This window comes from Clostridium sp. LS (assembly GCF_002760435.1).
In the GTDB taxonomy this organism is placed as follows: domain Bacteria; phylum Bacillota; class Clostridia; order Clostridiales; family Clostridiaceae; genus Clostridium.
Genome location: NZ_AUUU01000039.1, coordinates 114,496 through 134,088, shown reverse-complemented (window position 1 = coordinate 134,088; position 19,593 = coordinate 114,496). Strand labels below are relative to the sequence as shown.

Annotated in this window: 20 protein-coding genes and 1 riboswitch; of the genes, 15 read left to right on the top strand and 5 right to left on the bottom strand. The window is 29.3% G+C overall.

The genetic code is table 11. The features are described 5' to 3' along the window. Positions 1 to 193 precede the first annotated feature (193 nt). From COL3_RS10325 to COL3_RS10315, 3 genes are all read left to right on the top strand, one after another. Positions 194 to 964: a cell wall-binding protein gene (locus COL3_RS10325; protein WP_008424538.1), complete on the top strand. Its 771-nt coding sequence runs from the start codon at positions 194 to 196 to the stop codon at positions 962 to 964. A 150-nt stretch (positions 965 to 1,114) separates the two neighbouring features. After that, positions 1,115 to 1,816 carry a hypothetical protein gene (locus tag COL3_RS10320; RefSeq protein ID WP_008424536.1) on the top strand — a complete coding sequence of 234 codons (702 nt, stop codon included), beginning with the start codon at positions 1,115 to 1,117 and terminating at the stop codon, positions 1,814 to 1,816. Between the two features lie 157 nt (positions 1,817 to 1,973). After that, positions 1,974 to 2,429 (top strand): DUF441 domain-containing protein, encoded by a 456-nt coding sequence (locus tag COL3_RS10315; protein WP_008424534.1) that lies wholly within the window; start codon positions 1,974 to 1,976, stop codon positions 2,427 to 2,429. A gap of 165 nt (positions 2,430 to 2,594) precedes the next feature. Here COL3_RS10315 and COL3_RS10310 read toward each other — a convergent pair whose 3' ends face one another. From COL3_RS10310 to COL3_RS10300, 3 genes are all read right to left on the bottom strand, one after another. Beyond that, positions 2,595 to 3,380, bottom strand: coding sequence for an ABC-2 family transporter protein (locus tag COL3_RS10310; RefSeq protein WP_008424532.1), 786 nt, complete (start codon positions 3,378 to 3,380; stop codon positions 2,595 to 2,597). A gap of 92 nt (positions 3,381 to 3,472) precedes the next feature. Next, entirely contained in the window at positions 3,473 to 4,276 is an 804-nt protein-coding gene (locus COL3_RS10305) for an ABC-2 family transporter protein (protein ID WP_008424530.1), read from the bottom strand. 2 nt (positions 4,277 to 4,278) lie between these two features. Then, positions 4,279 to 5,175, bottom strand: a complete 897-nt coding sequence (locus tag COL3_RS10300; RefSeq protein WP_008424527.1) for an ATP-binding cassette domain-containing protein — start codon at positions 5,173 to 5,175, stop codon at positions 4,279 to 4,281. A gap of 544 nt (positions 5,176 to 5,719) precedes the next feature. On the opposite strand from COL3_RS10300, the gene argC reads away from it, so the two are divergent. Together argC and COL3_RS29550 are read left to right on the top strand one after the other, a co-directional pair. Further along, on the top strand, positions 5,720 to 6,670 hold the full coding sequence (gene argC, locus COL3_RS10295; protein ID WP_008424526.1) for an N-acetyl-gamma-glutamyl-phosphate reductase: 951 nt from the start codon (positions 5,720 to 5,722) through the stop codon (positions 6,668 to 6,670). A gap of 217 nt (positions 6,671 to 6,887) precedes the next feature. Continuing rightward, a complete protein-coding gene (locus COL3_RS29550) occupies positions 6,888 to 7,019 on the top strand; it encodes a hypothetical protein (protein ID WP_008424524.1) in 132 nt (43 codons plus the stop codon). A 58-nt stretch (positions 7,020 to 7,077) separates the two neighbouring features. Here the strand turns inward: COL3_RS29550 and COL3_RS10290 are convergent, their stop codons facing one another. Continuing rightward, on the bottom strand, positions 7,078 to 7,401 hold the full coding sequence (locus COL3_RS10290) for a hypothetical protein (RefSeq protein WP_008424521.1): 324 nt from the start codon (positions 7,399 to 7,401) through the stop codon (positions 7,078 to 7,080). Between the two features lie 116 nt (positions 7,402 to 7,517). Between COL3_RS10290 and COL3_RS10285 the strand changes: the two genes are divergently transcribed. The 4 genes from COL3_RS10285 (at position 7,518) to polC (ending at position 13,621) form a co-directional block, all read left to right on the top strand. Further along, on the top strand, positions 7,518 to 8,285 hold the full coding sequence (locus COL3_RS10285) for a class I SAM-dependent methyltransferase (protein WP_008424520.1): 768 nt from the start codon (positions 7,518 to 7,520) through the stop codon (positions 8,283 to 8,285). A gap of 232 nt (positions 8,286 to 8,517) precedes the next feature. Continuing rightward, complete coding sequence (locus tag COL3_RS10280; RefSeq protein ID WP_008424517.1) at positions 8,518 to 8,787, top strand: hypothetical protein; 270 nt, start codon at positions 8,518 to 8,520, stop codon at positions 8,785 to 8,787. A gap of 216 nt (positions 8,788 to 9,003) precedes the next feature. After that, positions 9,004 to 9,135: a hypothetical protein gene (locus COL3_RS29545; protein ID WP_278286653.1), complete on the top strand. Its 132-nt coding sequence runs from the start codon at positions 9,004 to 9,006 to the stop codon at positions 9,133 to 9,135. A gap of 142 nt (positions 9,136 to 9,277) precedes the next feature. After that, on the top strand, positions 9,278 to 13,621 hold the full coding sequence (gene polC, locus COL3_RS10270; protein WP_035283523.1) for a DNA polymerase III subunit alpha: 4,344 nt from the start codon (positions 9,278 to 9,280) through the stop codon (positions 13,619 to 13,621). Between the two features lie 77 nt (positions 13,622 to 13,698). On the opposite strand, the gene COL3_RS10265 is transcribed toward polC, so the two are convergent. Next, positions 13,699 to 14,751 carry an NADH:flavin oxidoreductase gene (locus COL3_RS10265; protein WP_008424513.1) on the bottom strand — a complete coding sequence of 351 codons (1,053 nt, stop codon included), beginning with the start codon at positions 14,749 to 14,751 and terminating at the stop codon, positions 13,699 to 13,701. A gap of 134 nt (positions 14,752 to 14,885) precedes the next feature. Between COL3_RS10265 and COL3_RS10260 the strand changes: the two genes are divergently transcribed. The 6 genes from COL3_RS10260 to COL3_RS10235 all read left to right on the top strand — a co-directional run bounded on the left by COL3_RS10260 (position 14,886) and on the right by COL3_RS10235 (position 19,511). Beyond that, positions 14,886 to 15,245: a helix-turn-helix domain-containing protein gene (locus COL3_RS10260; RefSeq protein ID WP_008424511.1), complete on the top strand. Its 360-nt coding sequence runs from the start codon at positions 14,886 to 14,888 to the stop codon at positions 15,243 to 15,245. Between the two features lie 73 nt (positions 15,246 to 15,318). Further along, a riboswitch (TPP riboswitch) is annotated at positions 15,319 to 15,417 on the top strand. Positions 15,418 to 15,552: 135 nt separating this feature from the next. Next, complete coding sequence (locus COL3_RS10255) at positions 15,553 to 16,317, top strand: ABC transporter ATP-binding protein (protein WP_008424508.1); 765 nt, start codon at positions 15,553 to 15,555, stop codon at positions 16,315 to 16,317. Continuing rightward, complete coding sequence (locus COL3_RS10250; protein ID WP_008424506.1) at positions 16,317 to 17,099, top strand: ABC transporter permease; 783 nt, start codon at positions 16,317 to 16,319, stop codon at positions 17,097 to 17,099. The genes COL3_RS10255 and COL3_RS10250 overlap by 1 nt, the downstream gene beginning before the upstream one ends. Then, positions 17,080 to 18,084, top strand: a complete 1,005-nt coding sequence (locus COL3_RS10245) for an ABC transporter substrate-binding protein (RefSeq protein ID WP_008424503.1) — start codon at positions 17,080 to 17,082, stop codon at positions 18,082 to 18,084. Before COL3_RS10250 ends, COL3_RS10245 begins: the two co-directional genes overlap by 20 nt. Positions 18,085 to 18,303: 219 nt before the next feature. Further along, entirely contained in the window at positions 18,304 to 18,597 is a 294-nt protein-coding gene (locus COL3_RS10240) for a chorismate mutase (RefSeq protein ID WP_008424502.1), read from the top strand. A 203-nt stretch (positions 18,598 to 18,800) separates the two neighbouring features. Beyond that, positions 18,801 to 19,511: a phage replisome organizer N-terminal domain-containing protein gene (locus COL3_RS10235; protein WP_008424500.1), complete on the top strand. Its 711-nt coding sequence runs from the start codon at positions 18,801 to 18,803 to the stop codon at positions 19,509 to 19,511. Positions 19,512 to 19,593 lie beyond the last annotated feature (82 nt).

The following is a 19,593-nucleotide window of genomic DNA, read 5'->3' as shown; positions in this document are numbered from 1 at the left end:
ACGGAAAAAATATTTTAATTTTTGATAATGTTATCATCACACTTTATGCTATAATTTATAAATACTGGAACTTATTTAAAGTAAAAATTATTTATGTAACAGATGAGCGTTGCAATTGTATAAGTTAATTTTATAAGTGTATAAGGAGCAATATTTTATACAACATAAAAATAATGGAAATGAGGAGACTAAAATGAAAAGACAAAATCTTAAAAGGACAATTGCTATTGGAGTAATAGCAGCAAGTATTTTATCAATAAATCCAATAACTGCAAGTGCAGAGTGGAAAGAAGATTCTAATGGCTGGTGGAATTCGGAAGGAAATTCATGGTCAGTAGGATGGAAGAATATTAATGGACAATGGTATTATTTTGATAGCAATGGATACATGAAAACAGGATGGATACAATATAATGACAAGTGGTATTACCTATATAATAGTGGTGTTATGGCTAAAAGTACTATTATTAATGGTTATGAATTAGATTCTAATGGAGCTTGGATTCAAAATGCCACTCATAATTCAGAACAAGACATCTCAATGCAGAATAGTTTATCAAATGTTAACTCAAATGCTACAACCATAGGTGAAGTGACTGGTATTAAGTTAAATGATATAACGAAAATTGTTTTTTATGATGGAAGAGGTGGGCTTAATAAGCCTATAGTAGTTGAAGATAGACAAAAGCTTAATGAATTTATTGGATATTTAAATGATTATACTATTAAGAAAACTAAAAATCCCGAAATGATAGGCTGGGCACTGAAGGCTATATTTTACATTAATGACAAAGAAGTAATAAACATAACCTTCGATGATCCGATAAATATTAATAATGAGTACTTTAAAATTATGCAAGGAGATTTAGATACTAATAAAATTGACGAATATCTAAAATCAATTGATCCATCCCATCTTACAATAGATGAATTGAATAAGAAAGCAGCTGAATTAAATAAATAATTATATATTGGAAATCAAATTATAAAAATAAAAATGTTATAGAAAAATTACTTATAATACTCGCTTTGTTAGTAATTCAATTTTTATAATATATGATATAAAAAATAGTAATATTTTTTCGAAGGAAAATTTACATATGGGGGGGATTTTATGTGCACTAGCTTTATTCACAGAGGAAACGATACAATTATTGGAATGAATTTTGATAACAATGGAATGAAATATACTATTGATACTAAAAAATCCAATTGGTTTACTGTATTAGTTGATGGAGGGCGAGGGAAGCATCCATCATTTGGAATAGATAGTTGTGGGAGGTTTTTCAATAATCTTGTTGTAAATTCAAATGGTAAAGGCTTATACAGAAGACCAAGCAAAAAAATAACTCATACTACTAAGCTTATTTTGGATATTCTAAATGGTGTTATTCTTCCTGAGAATTTGAATGAATATTTGAACAATGTTGAAGTTGTTAACACACCAGATTGGAGTTGTCATAATATGATCTGTGATTCTGATGCAAATGTATGGGTGATAGAGCCAGGTCGTGGTAATATAAACAATACTGCAAACTCCTCACAATTTTTTGTTATGACGAATTTTTCTTTATGGGATTATTTCTATGAAAAAGTTGAATGTGATTGTGCTCGATTTAAAACAGTTTCAGGTGAATTGGAAAATACAAAGGAATTAAATGTTGAAACAGCATTTAACATACTTGACTCTGCAAGTCAACGCAATGGTGAGTGGGTTACAGCCTTTTCGATGGTATATTCAAAAAAATTTAATACAGTATATTACTGTTTTGATGGTAATTTCAATGAACGTTTTGAATACAAGTTCTCTATTTGAAATATACAAATTATATGCAGTATCTTTACCTATTTTTTATGCATAAAAAATAGAATTAAATATAAAATTACTGATATTAATTAAGTATAAGTAATTATATAATAAGTTTTAGAATAGAATTTTACTAAATAGAATTTGGTTTAAGGGATGATTTTAGTTGGATTCTAATATTATATTAATTACAATACTAGCATTATCAATTCTTGGTAAAGCTAATTCAGTTGCAATTGCAACTTGTGTTCTTTTACTTATTAAGCTTATAAATTTGGACAAATATCTTTTCCCAGTAATCGATAGCTATGGAATGTTTTTTGGATTAGTAATACTTATTGCATCTATTTTAATTCCTATTGCGAGTGGCCAAATTACATCTATAAATATAAAAAATGTTTTTTCCTCATGGATTGGCATAGCAGCATTATTAATTTCCCTGTTTACTACTTACTTAAGTGGACTTGGACTACAATATCTTACAGTTCAAGGTCACGGAGATGTTATGCCCGCTTTGATATTAGGGGCAGTGATTGCTGCGTCATTTTTAGGTGGTGTTCCTGTAGGCCCTCTTATTACTTCAGGAATACTTGCATTAGGAATTAAGTTATTCCATAAATAAAACTCTTAATTCACCTTATTTTATAATATTTTAGTAACACTTATTCTCAATTTATCTGCCAGTTTAAATTTAAGAACTATTGTTTGAATATATCTATAAAATGGGACTTACTTTAACGATGTAAGTCCCATTTTTAATGTATTAATATTATAATTAATTACACACTTATGAACTTGCAGAGTTATACCTTCTTAATGCAAATTTCCAAAATAGTATTGACCCACCAAAAAAGCACCAACTCAATAAAATAAAAGATATATATACGCTGGCGTCCATGCTTTTTACAGCGGCCTTGGATGCAACTGTCATAGCAAATCCATATGGCAATATATAGGTAAGTATAAATCTAATAACCCCTTTATAAATATCTATAGGTCTATTTGAGAAATAACACATTATGCCATGTATATTCTCTATAAAATCAGTTTTAACTGTCCAAAATGATAGACAAGTCATTATAAAGTAAATCCCATATTCAACTAATAGTGCATGAATAATAGCAATAATATATAAAATTACTCTCCAGGAAGTAAGTTTTATATTTCCTTCAATTAAAGCATACCCGATTATAGCTATACCTGCTAACGCACTAACTAAAGAACCAATTTCCACATTTCTTAAGCTTACGAGAAATTGAGAATTTACTGGCTTAGTAATGTAATAGTCCAACATTCCACTTCTGATTTGTTCTGTAAAACTAAGCAGATTGAAATATGGTCCAAAAATCCACAAAGAATCAATTAAATTAAAGGTTCCTATATAAAAGATCATTTCACATTTTGTCCAACCTGCCAAAGAATTAACATTGGCAAAAATCACTTGAAGTAATATAAGCTGCACGGCAAAGTAAGTTGAGTTAGTAATTAAAATAAGGAAAAAGTTAACTCTATATGCCATTAATTTTATAAAACTTTGTTTAAAAAACTCTCCATATAATCTAATATATCTCATACGAAAACTCCCTAATATTTAAATTTATTCAATGATGCAAGTGAAAGAAAATAATTTGCGAAGATATGAGTCTACTATTTTATTGATAGCATCTAAGCTCCAGTTCCAGAATATTTTTTAATTCCGAGTCTCCAAAGAACTTTAATCGCGATATATAAAAATGCGGTCCAAATAATTTGTACCAAAAGTCCTTTAAAGAACGCTTCATTTGTAATTTCTTTGGTTAATATAGTGATAGGGAAGTAGGTACAATACATAAATGGTAACATTCCGAATACATTGAGTATAGACTTTGGTAATAAATCAATAGGGAATGCTCGCCCAGATAAGAAGTCTAGCAAAATATCTTTAAGGAAAAAGAATGAAGTAACTTCAATAACCCAAAAAACTAGTAAACTAATAATAATATTTATAAAAAAGTTTAGTAGTAAAGCTAACAGTAGTATTAAAGGGAAGAATAAAAGTTGTTCAAAACTTATACCGAAGCTTAGATTTGAAACTTGTGCAATAAACATAGGAATAAAGGTGATTGAAGCAATTAAAGATTGAACAAATTTATGAGAGATAGTTTCTGAGAAATAATATCCTATATAATTAATAGGTCTAGTTATGAGGTTATTTAAAGTTCCATCTTTAATATCATTTGCAATTTTATTTCCTATATTGCTAACATTCATTACAGTACCTATGATAAACATAAAAATATAATAGGTTATTATTGAATTAAGATCATAGTCATTAATTAAATTATTTGATGTTGAATCAAACAATATCTTCCAAAACACTATTTCAGCTACAACACGGAAAACATCCATTAGTGATGATAATATTAAATTCCACTTATAAGCAAATGAAATTTGAATATTTATCTTCATTACTTCAATGTACTTATCCATATCTAAATCCTTTCATTATTAAAAAAATTTACAAATGCATCATCTAAAGGAACTTCTTCTATGTTAATATCAAAAATAATATTGGTTGAAAACACTTCCCTGCCAAAATCCTTTAACTTATTCTTATTAATCAAAAGTTTTGCACTAGTCTCTGTTTTATTTATGAAGGTTCCATACCTCTCTAATAGATCAAATGCTCTTTTATTATCAAAAGTAAGCGAAACATGTTTATAATCTAGCGCATAAGAAGGGAATGCATTTAAAGAACCATCATAAAATACTTTTCCTTTGCTGATTGCTATAATTCTATTACATAATTCTTCAATATCATCAAGGTAATGACTAGTTAATATTATAGTTATTTTCTTTTCTTTATTAACATACTTAAGGAATTCCCGTATTCTATGTCGTGATGATACATCAAGTCCGATTGTAGGTTCATCTAAAAATAAAACTTTAGGATTATGAAGCAAAGAACCTGTTATCTCCATTTTCATCCTTTCTCCAAGAGATAAATTACGTAGAGGAATATTTAATAAATGTTTAACATCTAATATTTCAGTTAATTCATTTAATATATTTTTAAAATCCACATAAGGAATTTCGTATATTTCTTTTAATAAGTGGAATGAATCCAGAGCTGGAATGTCCCACCAAAGCTGATTTTTCTGCCCCATTATAATAGCGAATCGTTTTTTAAATGTATTTTGTAATTTTTGTGGAGTAAAGCCCATAACTCTTATATCTCCACTAGAGGGATGTATTATACCAGACAACATCTTTATGGTAGTAGTCTTTCCAGCTCCATTAGGTCCGATAAAGCCAATAAAATCTCCTTCATTAATGGAAAAGCTTATGTTATCTACTGCAATTTTTTTTTCATATTTTCTTGCTAGCAAGTTTTTAATGCTCCCAATTAAACCCGGTTCCTTTTTTTAAAATTCATAGATCTTGCTAACATCCTTTACAGAAATGATTTCGTTCATTATATGCCTCCTAAATTCTCAAGTTAAATGAATCCTTGAACTAGTATAGGGACTTATTTTAACTTTAATACTACTTTGTGAAAAGTAATATTTAAATCATAAAATAATGCATCCTCGCGAGTTAATTAATATTTTACTATTATTTCAATAATTTACTAGACTTATAATTTCGATTGTGTTACCATATAGATGAAGGTATTGAATAAAATATTTTCCTAGATAAAGTTGCATATAAAGAAAATTTAAAATAATTGAAGTAAAATAGACTAAAAGTGAATACTGCAAAAGCTTAGAGTGATTTATTGTTGTATGGTTTTCCATGCAACTTTTTTTATTAGTGCAAAACGTGAGATTAAATTCCATTTAAAATATTCCAATTTTAGAAAAACCGCTATTGAATAATTATACAATTATATGTATAATTATTTATAATTAAATGTTAAAGTGAGGCTATTATATGAAGTATAAAGTTTTTGTAGACGGAAGTGAAGGAACAACTGGTTTGAAAATACATGAATATCTATGCAAAAGAGAAGATATTGAAATTTTATCTATTGAATCTAAGTACAGAAAGGACATTGAGGCAAGACAAGCTTTATTAAATGAAGCTGATATTGTATTCTTATGTCTCCCAGATGCTGCTGCTAAAGAATCAATTTCACTTATTAATAATAAAGAAACTCGTATTATTGATGCTAGTACAGCCCATAGAACTAATATAGATTGGACTTATGGATTACCAGAATTAAATAACAAGCAACGAGATAAAATAAAAAATTCAAAGAGGGTTACTGTACCTGGCTGTCACGCAACTGGTTTTATAGCTCTTCTATATCCATTAGTTGGCCAAGGGATAGTTCCAAAAGATTATCCTATTATAGCCTATTCTATTTCTGGCTATAGCGGTGGTGGAAAAAAGTTAATAAAGTGGTGCGAAGATAACCATTTTAGTAATATGAATAGTCCAAAACCATATAGACTAGATTTAAACCATAAACATTTACCAGAAATGCAAAAGATAACAGGATTATCTTTTGAACCAGCTTTTACTCCTATGATATCAAATTATTACAAAGGAATGAGTGTATCAATACCTTTATTTTCTCGTCTTTTAAGTAATAAATACACAGTTTTTGATATTCACAAAATACTATTAGAATATTATCAAGATGAAAAATTTATAAATGTTATTCCACAGGATATTGAAAACTCCTTAGAAGATGGTTACCTAAATGTTGAAGCCAATAATGATACTAACAGGTTAGATATTTTTGTATCAGGAAACGAAAATAAAATTTTAATTACATCAAGATTAGATAACTTAGGTAAGGGAGCAAGTGGTGCTGCTATTCAAAATATGAATTTAATGTTAGGCTTGAAAGAAGATACAGGATTGAAAGTATATTAAATTTAATTTTTATATTTATTATAACAAAGATATCAGTTTAAAATTATTGGTTTATAGAATTGAAGGCATAGAAAAAATATGTGCATATCCAATTTCATAACATGAGAAATATTAATTGTGGGATAATATAAAATTAATTCATAAAAATTCAATACTTCATTTTTAACAATATGTGGTATAATTGGAATTGTAGTAACTATTTAACAGGAGGTATATAATGAGTATAATAGCTGCCTTAATTCCATTAATTATATTGGGAATTCCAGCATTAATATTATGGGGGATAGGAATTTATGCCCTTATCCTATTAATTAGGGCATTGAAAATTTACATTCAAAAAAATTCTTAAATTATATACATAAGTAATGCAAGAATTAAATGACAAGTTTTTAAAGATGACGCAACATTTATGTAAAATCAATGTTCGAATTGCTAACTATTACAACCGTATCATCATAATGAAATGGTTTTAAATTGTAATGATATGAGTTAGGTTCTAAAATTATATATTCTTGTAATGCTTTATTAGAATCTAAAACCATAATAACAGATTTTGTGCTAGGAGATGTGTTATGAATATTATAAGAAGAATTTACTAATAAATTAGCATCTTTTACAATATAAATTCCTTGCGGAAGTGATTTAGTTTGTGGTTGAGCAAATATAATAGGTGAATTTAAACTAATTGATAGTAATAAAAAAATAATAAATACTATAGCTATTTTTTTCATATGAACATTGCCTTTCTTAAGATATATTTATTTTTTAATAACAACTCATATATATTATGTAAAAATTGAGGAAATATATACAAGTAACTTTAATTTTGTTCAAGGAGGTATAAAAGTTGGATTCTGCATCAGATTACAATAAAATGAATTGGCTATATAATGCGTTATATGGAGATCTGTCTGTAGAAGCATTAAAAGAATTGCACTATGTAAAAGATCATAGGAAATTATTAAATTCATATCAAAAATATGATTTGACTATTTTAGATTCCGCTTGCGGTAATGGTGTCCAAGCTACTGCCCTAGCTTTAAATGGATATAATGTAGTTGCAACAGATATTAGTAGTGAAATGATAAATTTAACTACTGCTTTTGCTAGAAAGCATAATATTAAGCTTGAGACTGAGGTAAAGGCCTGGATGGATTTACCAAATAAATATAGTAATAGCTTTGATATAGTTTTATGTACAGGAAACTCAATAGTTCATTCGCCAGATGCTATTTCAAGACAAAATAACTTGAAGGCTCTTTCTAGTTTATTAAAACCTAAAGGAACTCTAGTTATTGAAACCCGTAATTGGGATAAGGTAATTGCTGAGAACAAGGCGTATACTGTATACGATAAGGTATCTTATGCAGATAAAGAATATATTCCTTTATATCACTGGAAATTAAACGGTATGGAGCAAGAAGCAAAAGTTGAAATTATTTTTCAAGAAATTAGTAGCGATAATAGAGTGACACTTTATCAAAGTGATTTAAATTTTACACCATTTACATATAAAAGTTTGTTAGAAATGATGAGAAGTTTAAATTTAAAAATTATTAAAGATACGTTTGATATGAAAAATGATTGGTATTTTATATATGGAGAAATTGAATAAAAATATTATAGATGAATGTAATAGGGTACAAGATAATGGCAAAACAATTAATTTATGATAACGAAAACTAGGTGTCATCCTTTCGAATACATTCATTTGAGATTACCGATTCAGAAGTTCTTTTTGCCGTTTGGAGTAATTTTACTATCCCGGATTAATATTAATATATTTGTAAAATCCAGAAGGAATATGCCAACTTTTGTATAATTAATTATATGAAAGGGTGAGAAAAATGATAGATAAAATTATAAACAAAATTAACAGTAAAGCGGACAATTTTGAGGAAGTTAGACAGGTAGCTCTAGAGATTACAACTGAAATAAATAAAAAATCAAAGTATCCGGTAGAAATAATAGAAGAAAAACCAAATCTGATAATCCAAATAAAGGATTTAGGCGTATTTATTAAAATTCAACCAGAACAAATGAAAGATTATACTTCACGTCATGGTATGACAGTAAGAGATGAGATTTTAAATATTTTAAAATCAAATGTAAAATAACTCCAAGAACTCTCATATGAGGGTTCTTTATTAATACTTGAGAATACTACCATATATCCACTATAATAATTATATATATAATTTTTAATCTTGCTATTAGAATCTAAAAAAGAACTTTAAGATGATATTTGTATTCATTTATTAATTTACTTTGGAGTGAGCATTTAAGGTCTTAGCCAGTTTAGTGAGAGTTTATTTGAAGAAACTCGAAAAGCTGTGGTTAAAGTAGCAACTATTCATCCTGATATGACTAAAACTAATTTTTATGAAAATACTAATTTCAGGGAAGGTGATTTACCTGAATCATATATTGCTGGTGAGCGCATAGCAAACATGCTTTTGCCTTGACAATATCATTAGATTATGGAATGATAATTAAATGCAAAAAAACTTCTAGATAGATTAATAAATGTTTTTTACAAATGAAAAATAGTTATGATAAATAAAAATTAACATACTAAAAATTATTTAAAGAGGGTTAATGAGTAGTATGAAAAGAATAAATGAAGCTTTTAGTGATTATGAATCTGGTGGAAACATAAATACTGCAATTATAGAATCCGTAACTTTGCGTAAAAGAACTAAAGTTCTTGAAATGGAAATAAGTTCTGAAAATTATATTGATATAATAGAAATAGAGAACTTTAATAACTTTGTTAAAGAAAAATTTGACTTAAATGATTCTAAAATCACTGTTAAATACACTGAGGAAGTAAATATAAAGCCTATTCATGAAGAATTAAATAACATTATATTATCTATGGCTAACAAATATCCTGCATTAAAGGCAGCTGTAAATAATAGTTCATATGAAGTAGTTGGAAACAGCATAAACTTTAATTTTAAAATTCCAGTATCAGGTTTTTTAAAAACTATGGAGTATGATAAAAAAATTAATAAAGCCATAAAAACCTTGTATGACAAGAATTATAATATTAATTTTATTGATCAAATTGATAATGAAGAATTGGTAAAAATTGAAGAAGATAAACGTGCTAGCGAAATGAAGGTTCTTAAGGAAATTAAAGCCGCTCAAAACAATACTCCGCTTGAAGAACCTAAAAAGGTTGAAGAAAGCAAACCAGATGTAAAAACAGAAGGTGATGGTAAAAAATCAAGTAATCCATTCTTGATTTTAGGTAGAAATTCTAATATTAAGGAACCTGTAATTAAAATAAATGACATAACACCAAATGAAGGCAGAATAGCTTTAGAGGGAGAAATATCTAATTTGGAAGCAAAGGAATTAAGAAGTGGAAAAATGTTAATTTCCTTTGACTTATATGATGGGTCAAACTCAATGACTTGTAAAATATTCGCAAAGCCTAATGAATATGACGAAGTGTTTTCTAAGCTTAAAAAAGCTAAAGGTGTTAGACTTGCCGGAAATGCAGGCTATAGTAATTTCTCTCATGAAGTTGAACTTATTGCTAATACTGTTATTGAAACAAATGGCATAAAGAAAGTTAAGAGAATGGATACTGCAGAGGTGAAGAGAGTTGAACTTCATATGCATACACAAATGAGTCAAATGGATGCTATGTCAAGTGCAACTGATTTAATTAAGAGAGCTATGAGCTGGGGAATGAAGTCTATTGCTATAACTGACCATGGAGTAGTTCAGTCCTTTCCTGAAGCACATAAACTTCTTGGAAGAGATAACCCTGACATGAAGGTTATATATGGAGTAGAAGCTTACATAGCACCTGATAAAAAGCCATCTGTAACAAATGTTAAAGGCCAAAGTATTAATACAACATATTGTGTTCTTGATTTAGAAACTACAGGCTTTTCACCAGAAACAGAAAAAATAACTGAAATAGGAGTAATGAAAATCGAAGACGGAAAGATAATAGATAAATTCAGCACTTTTGTAAATCCTCAAAAGTCAATTCCTATGAGAGTTGTAGAAGTTACTAAAATAACTGATGATATGGTAAGAGATGCAGAAACTATAGATAAGGTATTTCCTAAACTGCTACAATTTATTGAAGGCAGTGTTTTAGTAGCTCATAATGCAGAATTCGATATTGGCTTCCTAAAACATAATGCAAAAGTTTTAGGCCATGACTTTGATTTTACTTATATAGATACTTTAGGACTCGCGCAGGATGTCTTCCCAGATTATAAATCCTATAAATTGGGAAGAATTGCTAAAAATCTTGGCATAAAGGTTGACGTTGCACATAGAGCCTTAGATGATGTTGATACAACTGTCAAAGTATTTAACATAATGCTTGAAATACTAAAGGAAAGAGGAGCACAAACTGTCGAAGATATTGATATATATGCTGCTGATGAGGAAGCTCAAAAAGTTGCATATAAAAAAGTTAAAACTTATCACACTATAATTCTTGCAAAAAATTACGTGGGCTTGAAGAACTTATATAAACTTGTATCATATTCTCATTTAGATTATTTTTATAAAAAGCCTCGTATATTAAAGAGCATGTTTAAAAAATATTCTGAAGGCTTAATAATAGGTAGTGCCTGCAGTGAAGGTGAGCTATTTCAATCAATACTTCTTGGAAAACCTCAGGAGCAAATTGAAGAAATAGCAAATTTCTATGATTATTTAGAAATCCAGCCTTTAGGTAACAATGACTACTTAGTAAGACAGGAGCAGGTGTCAAGTAAAGAATACTTAAAAGAAATCAATCAAAAAATTATAGCTCTAGCAGATAAATTGGGTAAACCTGTAGTGGCGACAGGAGATGTTCATTTCCTAGATCCAGAAGATGAAATATACAGACGTATATTAGAAGCAGGGCAGGGCTTTAAGGATGCAGATTTACAAGCCCCATTATATTTAAGAACAACTGAAGAGATGCTTGAAGAATTCTCTTATTTGGGCAGAACAAAGGCATATGAGGTAGTAGTTACAAATACCAATAAAATCGCAGATATGTGTGAGCAGATCAGTCCAATTTCTCCTGAAAAATGTCCACCTCATATCGAAGGTTGTGAACAAACAATAAAAGATATTGCTTTTGGAAAGGCTCATGAACTGTATGGAGATCCACTTCCGGAAATAGTTCAGGCGAGACTCGACAAAGAACTGGATTCTATCATAAAAAATGGATTTTCAGTAATGTATATTATAGCTCAAAAGCTGGTGTGGAAATCAAATGAAGATGGATATTTAGTTGGTTCTAGAGGATCTGTTGGTTCCTCTTTCGTTGCAAACATGACAGGTATAACAGAAGTTAATGCACTTCCACCTCATTATAGATGCCCTAAATGTAAATATTCTGATTTTACTGATTACGGTGTTTTAAATGGCTTTGACTTACCAGATAAAGAATGTCCTGTTTGTGGATCAAACTTATATAAGGATGGGATAGATATACCATTTGAAACCTTCTTAGGCTTTAATGGAGATAAGGAACCGGATATAGACTTAAACTTCTCAGGAGAATACCAAGCAAAAGCCCATAAGTATACTGAAGTTATCTTTGGAAAGGGCACAACCTTTAAAGCTGGTACTATTGGTACTATAGCTGAAAAAACAGCTTTTGGTTATGTTAAAAAGTATTATGAAGAAAAAAATATTCCAATAAATAAAGCTGAAACCATGAGAATTTCAATAGGATGTACAGGTATTAAACGAACTACAGGACAGCATCCAGGAGGTATAATCGTTGTACCTAAAGGGCGTGAAATCTTTGAATTCTGCCCTGTGCAGCATCCTGCTGATGATCCAAATTCAGATATTATAACAACACATTTTGATTATCACTCAATTGACCAGAACCTTTTGAAGCTTGATATACTAGGGCACGATGATCCGACTGTTATCAGAATGCTTCAAGATCTAACTGGGGTTGACCCAAAAGATATTCCTATGGATGACAAGGCAACTATGTCTTTATTCTCTTCTACAGAAGCATTAGGGGTAACTCCTCAACAGATAAATTCAGAAGTGGGAACTTTTGGTGTTCCTGAGTTTGGTACTAAATTCGTTCGAGGAATGCTCGTAGATACAAAGCCAAAAACTTTCTCTGATTTATTATGTATATCAGGTCTTTCTCATGGTACAGACGTATGGCTTGGAAATGCTAAGGACTTAATTGATAATGGCGTAATTACCAGTATAAGTGATGCGGTGTGTACGAGAGATGACATTATGGTATATTTAATTAGAAAAGGTCTTCCTCCTAATACTGCCTTCAAGATAATGGAAACAGTTCGTAAAGGAAAAGCCTTAAAAGAACCTAAATGGCCAGAATATGAAGCGTTAATGAGAGAGAACGATGTACCAGAGTGGTATATAGATTCTTGTAAAAAGATAAAATATATGTTCCCTAAGGCCCACGCTGCAGCTTATGTAATGATGGCTTTTAGAATAGCCTGGTTCAAGGTTCATATACCTACAGCTTACTATGCAACTTATTTCAGTATAAGAGCTAAAGCTTTTGATGCAGAAAGCATGATCTTTGGTAAAGAAAAGGTCAAAGCAAAAATGCAGGAAATTCAAGCTCTTGGAAATGATGCAGGTCCAAAGGATAAGGATATGTATGATGATTTAGAAATTGTTTTAGAAATGTATGAAAGAGGTATTAAATTCCTGCCAATTGATTTATATAAATCTGATGCTACAAAATTCCAAGTAGAGGAAGAAGGCATAAGACCATCTATAAACAGTATATCAGGAATGGGAACAGTTGCTGCTGAAGGAATAACTAATGCTGCTAAAGAAAAGCCATTTAACTCAGTAGAGGATGTAAGAAAGCGTTCTAAGATTGGAAATGCAGCTATAGACTTGCTCAGAAAATTTGATTGTTTAAGGGGCCTTCCAGAAAGTGACCAAATGAGTTTCTTTGACGCAGTTTAATAAATAGTTTAATAAATATATGAAAGCCTATATCTTATCTATTAATTCAAAGATATAGGCTTTATTATTATCTTCTTTTATCCGTTATTTCTATCAAATAAAACTTTACCTGGACAAGTTTCAGATTGACCAAACCACATACATTTTGCACAATTCAAACATTTACCAGTATCTTTACCATCTCTTGCATAGTTCGCCCAATTAGGATTTATAAGAACTCCCTTACCTATATCTGCAAGATCAACATTAGTGTTGTTTAATATTTCTTCTGCAATTTCAGCAGAGTTAATTCCATTAACTGCAAAAACAGGAATAGAAACTACTTCCTTAATCTTTTCAGCTGCATAAACTGCATTTGAGTATTTGTAAGCTTCACTAACATTTATTTCTTGTTCACTAAAAAATCCATAAGAAACATCAAGAAAATCTATTCCTTTTTCAGCTAATATTTTAGCATAATGTACTCCATCATCAATTGTTGGCTCAAATCCTCCTAAACGGATGCCTACAACAAATTCCTTTGGTGTTACTTTTCTTATACCATCTAAAATTTCAATTACAAATTTTTCAGGAGTTTCACCATATTCATCAGTTCTTTTATTTACTTTTTTATTTAGAAATTGGCTTATTAAGTACCCATGGCATCCGTGAAGTTCAATACCATCATATCCAGCTTCATAAGCTCTTCTTGCAGCTTGTATATAATCATTTTGCACATTTTTTATATCATCCCTAGTCATTTCTCGTCCAATAACAGTTTTGTTAAATCCTTTATATTCATAGGCACTTGGACATAGTGGATTTTCAGCTATTCCAGTAACACCTGCATGATGAATTTGAATAAATATTTTACAGTTTTCTGAGTGAACTACATTAACTATACTTTTTAAACCTTCAATTTGATCATCATTCCATATGCCAATTTGTTTTTCTGATAATCTGCCATTAGGACTAATACATGTAGCTTCCTGTATTATAAGACCTGGTCCTCCTTTAGCTAACTCTTTATAGCGTTCTACATTTTCTGTAGTTACATATCCATCATTTGCTAATGCAATAACCATTGGAGGAATACATATACGATTTTTTATTGTCACGTCTTTAATATTAAATTCTGAAAATAATTTCATCTAAAATTTCACGCTCCTATTTACGTTATTTTATTTACAATTAACCCTTTGTCTGGTATGTTATTATTATATTTTATTAAGAAACAATATTTCAAGTACGCACATTTTTGTGCCTTAAAGTAGGAGTTATACTTATGAAAGATAAACCAAAGAAAGTGCCTATAAGTTATTCAGAAGCATGTCCTGTTCTTCATGCTCTTGAAATAATTGGTGGTAAATGGAGGCTTCCTATCATTTGGGAAATATCAGTTGCAAAAAACATTAGATATAATGAGCTTAAACGGAATATACCGGGAATAACTAATATCATGCTAACACGTTCTTTGCAAGCATTAGAAGAACATGGACTTGTAAAGAGAGTAGAATATAATAAAATTCCACCACATGTAGAATACTCTTTAACGGATGAATGCCGCGATTTACTGCCGGCATTAGCTATTATAAATGATTGGGGAAAAAAGATGTGGCCTATTTTTCCGAGGACAAATAAATAATAAGTATATCTAATATTTAATGGCTTAATTGCAACTTATCATTGACATTGTTAAATTTAAGTTATAAAATTTAGACGAGTACTAGGGGAGCCATTTTGGCTGAGATGAATTTTTCAGACCCTTTGAACCTGCTCTGGATAATGCCAGCGAAGGGAAGTTGTATGATAATGTAGATTTATTATTAATTAGATTATTAACTCTTTTCCATGGTATTCTTAGTACTGTTTGAAAAGAGTTTTTTATGTTTTTAAATTAATTAATGCTTATTTTTAAATGGAAGCTATAGAGAAGAAGGTTGGGTATTCAGATGAATGCATTAGAAATTAACAATTTATCGTTTAAATATAAAGATGCAAATAAGCTCATAGTTGATGACTTGTCATTTAGCATAGATAAAAATGAATTTGTCACAATTATTGCGCCAAGTGGTACAGGTAAAAGCACGCTTTTTAGGCTAATCTTAGGGCTATTAGAACCTCAAAAGGGTAAAATTGATATCTATAACGAAGGCAATAAAAATATAATTGGATATATGCCTCAAAGGGATTCTTTAATGCCTTGGAGAAACATCCTTGATAATACATGTGTTGGTCTAGAATTAAATGGTTATAGCAAAAAAAACGCTAGAATAAAAGCATTAGAATACTTTGAAAATTTTGGACTTAAAGGTACTGAAAAATTCTTCCCACATGAATTGTCAGGAGGTATGAGACAGAGAGCATCATTTTTAAGAGCCATTGTAAATAATCCATCATTACTTTTATTAGATGAACCTTTTTCTTCCTTAGATGCATTGACAAGAAGAAAAATGCAGGCATGGTTATTGGATCTTTGTCAAAAAGAGAAAAACACTGTCTTTATGATAACTCATGATATTGATGAGGCTTTATTGTTATCTGATAGAATACTTATTTGCACTGAGCTTCCTTATAGGAATTTAAAATCCATAGAGATTAATATAAAAAGGCCAAGGAATTATGAAACCACACTCTCTAGTGAATTTATTGAGCTAAAAAGAGTCATTTTAAATATTCTTGATGAGTTAGATGAAAATAAGGGGGATGCTAATTAATGAAAAAGTTAAAAGACTATGTATTCCCTTTATCATTTTTAATTTTAATTCTTTTAGCTTGGGAATTTTTAATACCATTTTTTAATGTGCCAAATTATATCATACCTAAATTTTCAGAAATTCTTAAGGCTCTATGGACTCAAAAGGAATTATTGTATAAACATTCAATTGTAACTTTAGGTGAGGCAATTCTAGGTCTTAGTATATCAGTTATAGTTGGGATATCATGTGCACTTTCTATATATCTTTGGAGAAATGTAGGAAAAACTTTATATCCAATTATAATATTTTCCCAAACAATCCCAACCATAGCTTTATCTCCAATTATGGTTATGTGGTTTGGATATACAATTTGGTCTAAAGTGGCTGTAGTAATATTATTTTGCTTTTTTCCAATCGTTATAAGTACGTTAGACGGATTAAATGGTGTGGACAAAGATTTAGAAGATGTATTAAAAGCTTTAGGAGGAAATAAACTTCAGATATTTTTTAAACTTCACATGAATTCTGTACTTCCTAATTTTTTAAGCAGTTTTAAAATTGCTGCTACATATAGTATTGCAGGAGCTACAATTGGAGAGTGGCTAGGTGCTGAGAGTGGACTCGGTATATATGTAAAAAGGGCATCAGGCATGCTGCAATCAGATTCAGTTTTTGCAGGAGTGTTAGTTCTATCATTTTTAGGATTAGTCCTATTCTCAATAGGATTTTTGCTGGAAAAGATTTTATTAAAATACAGAAGAAATTTAAAGGGGGATAATAATGAAATTAAAAAAATTTAGCATTATTTTAGCATTTGTTATGATACTTAGTTCAGTTTTTAGTGGATGTTCTAATAACGCTACTACCAAAGAGGACAAAAGCTCAACTAAAGAATTAAAGGAAGTTAATGTTCTATTAGATTGGTATCCGAATGCAGTTCATTCATTCTTATATGCTGCAGAGGATCAAGGATACTTTAAAGAAGCAGGACTTAAAGTTAACTTAATCACACCTGCTGATACAGATGATGGAATTAAATTAGTAGCAGCTAAAAAAGCAGACCTCGCAATAAGCTATCCTAAACAAATTATTTTAGCTAGAGGTGAAAATATTCCTGTTAAATCAGTTGGAGCAATAGTTAGAAGTTCGTTAAATCAACTTATGGTTCGTAAAGATGCAGAAGTTAAAACGCTAAAAGATTTAGAAGGAAAAAAGGTTGGATACCCATCCTTTGATATTGATAAGGAAACAGTTAAAACCATGGTCAAACAAGCTGGAGGAGATCCGTCAAAGGTTGAGTTTGTTGATGTAGGTTATGATTTAATGCCCGGCATTGAATCAAAGAAAGTTGACGCAATAATAGGTGGATATATTAATCATGAAAAAATACTTTTAGAAAAACAAGGTATTCAATTAGATACTTTTGCACCTGTAGATTATGGAATGCCAAACAATTATGAATTATCATTCATTGCAAGTGATGATGCAATAAAAAATAATAATGATACTATACAAGCTTTTTTAGGAGCTGTTAAAAAAGGATTTGAATATACTAAGAGCAATCCAGATAAAGCGCTAGATTTAGTATTGAAGGCTCAAAATGAAAACTTCCCACTAGATCCAGAAACAGAGAAAAAGAGTTTACAAATATTACTTCCGCTTATGGAAAATGATAACGGAAAATTCTTAAGTCAAGATGCTGAAAACTGGAATCAAAATATCAAATGGCTAAAAGATACAAATTTACTTCAAGGAAATGTTGATAGCAAAGATGTATTTAAATAATTTATAAAACAAAATTAGGCGCATGTATTTCATAAGGCTATGAGACACATGTGCCTAATTTTTTGTATTGATATGTGCTAAGGTCAATATTTATTAAATACACATTTTCCAATAAATTCATTTATAGTACAATATATACTATACAGAATTTGAATACATATTCACTAATAATATTATAAAGAAGGTTTAATATAGTTAAAATAATACAAGGAGGTTAAAATGGAAACTAATGAACTTAATGAATTAAGAGGTCATATTGATGAAATAGATAGTCAAATAATTATGCTATTATCAGAGAGATTCAAGTCAACAGAAAAGGTTGGTATATTTAAGGCGAAAAATAAACTAAGCGCGAAAGATAGTATGCGTGAAATGGAACAGTTTAATAAAATAAAAGATCTCTCGCAAAAATATGGGTTAAATCCTGATTATGCAATCAAAATTTATGAGTGTATAATTGATATTGTTATTTCAAGACATCAAGAATTAAAAAACAATTTTATTGACAAGTAAAAGTATTTACATTAAATCGTGATTTTTTATGTAATAATAGGTAGTCTAAATTTTAGTTAAAGTTAGACCACCTATTTTTTATTTAATTATAATTTAGATTTGTCAAAAAATTATTATAAAAATTTTGAAAATTCTTTATGTTAACCATATATCCTATATGAAAATAATTCAAAAATAATAAAATTTTAAGGAGAATGATGAATATGAAAGAAAGAAAATACGTTAAATTTAGGGTTGATATGTTTGATGATACAAAATTTAAAATTATAGATTTAAAACCTGAAAGGGACCTTATTCATTATGTTTGGACTAGGCTTGTAGTTTTAGCTGGAAAGGTTAATTTGGAGGGAGATTTATACTTGTCCAAGAATATTCCATATACTATTGAAACTCTAGCTGTAGAGTTTAATAGAGATGTTGAGCAAATTAAATTAGCAATAAATGTGTTTATAGATTTAGAGATGCTTGAAATTACCAAAGGCAATATTTATAGAGTTAAAAATTTTGCTAAACATCAAAATATCAAAGTGAAGGAAAGAAATATGTATATTGAAGAAAAAGATAAAATAAAAATAAAGGATGAGATTTTAAAAGAAGATTTTTATAATGAATCTAAACCATCTGATAATAAATTAAGCAATAATGTAACGAAAAAATCAAATGACTATAATATAAAAAGCATTGAAAATGATAATATTAGAAACGTAAAAGCTAAAAATATTCCTCAAAGCAATATTCCAATTGTTTTAAAGAGTAAAAAGAGAACGAAAGGAAATAAAAAACGGAAAAATGATACAAACATTAATGTATCAGATATTGATTCTGCAGAAAATGAAATAGTTAGTATGTATGATGGTTTTGATGCAATGCCACTAGGCGAAAATGACCGTGTGGTAGGAGAGTGGTCATTTTAACTAATGTAATTATGGTATTATTACTTTTGCTAAATAAACTAGTTATTTTTTTGATATTATAAGTAGATGTATATTTTAGCTT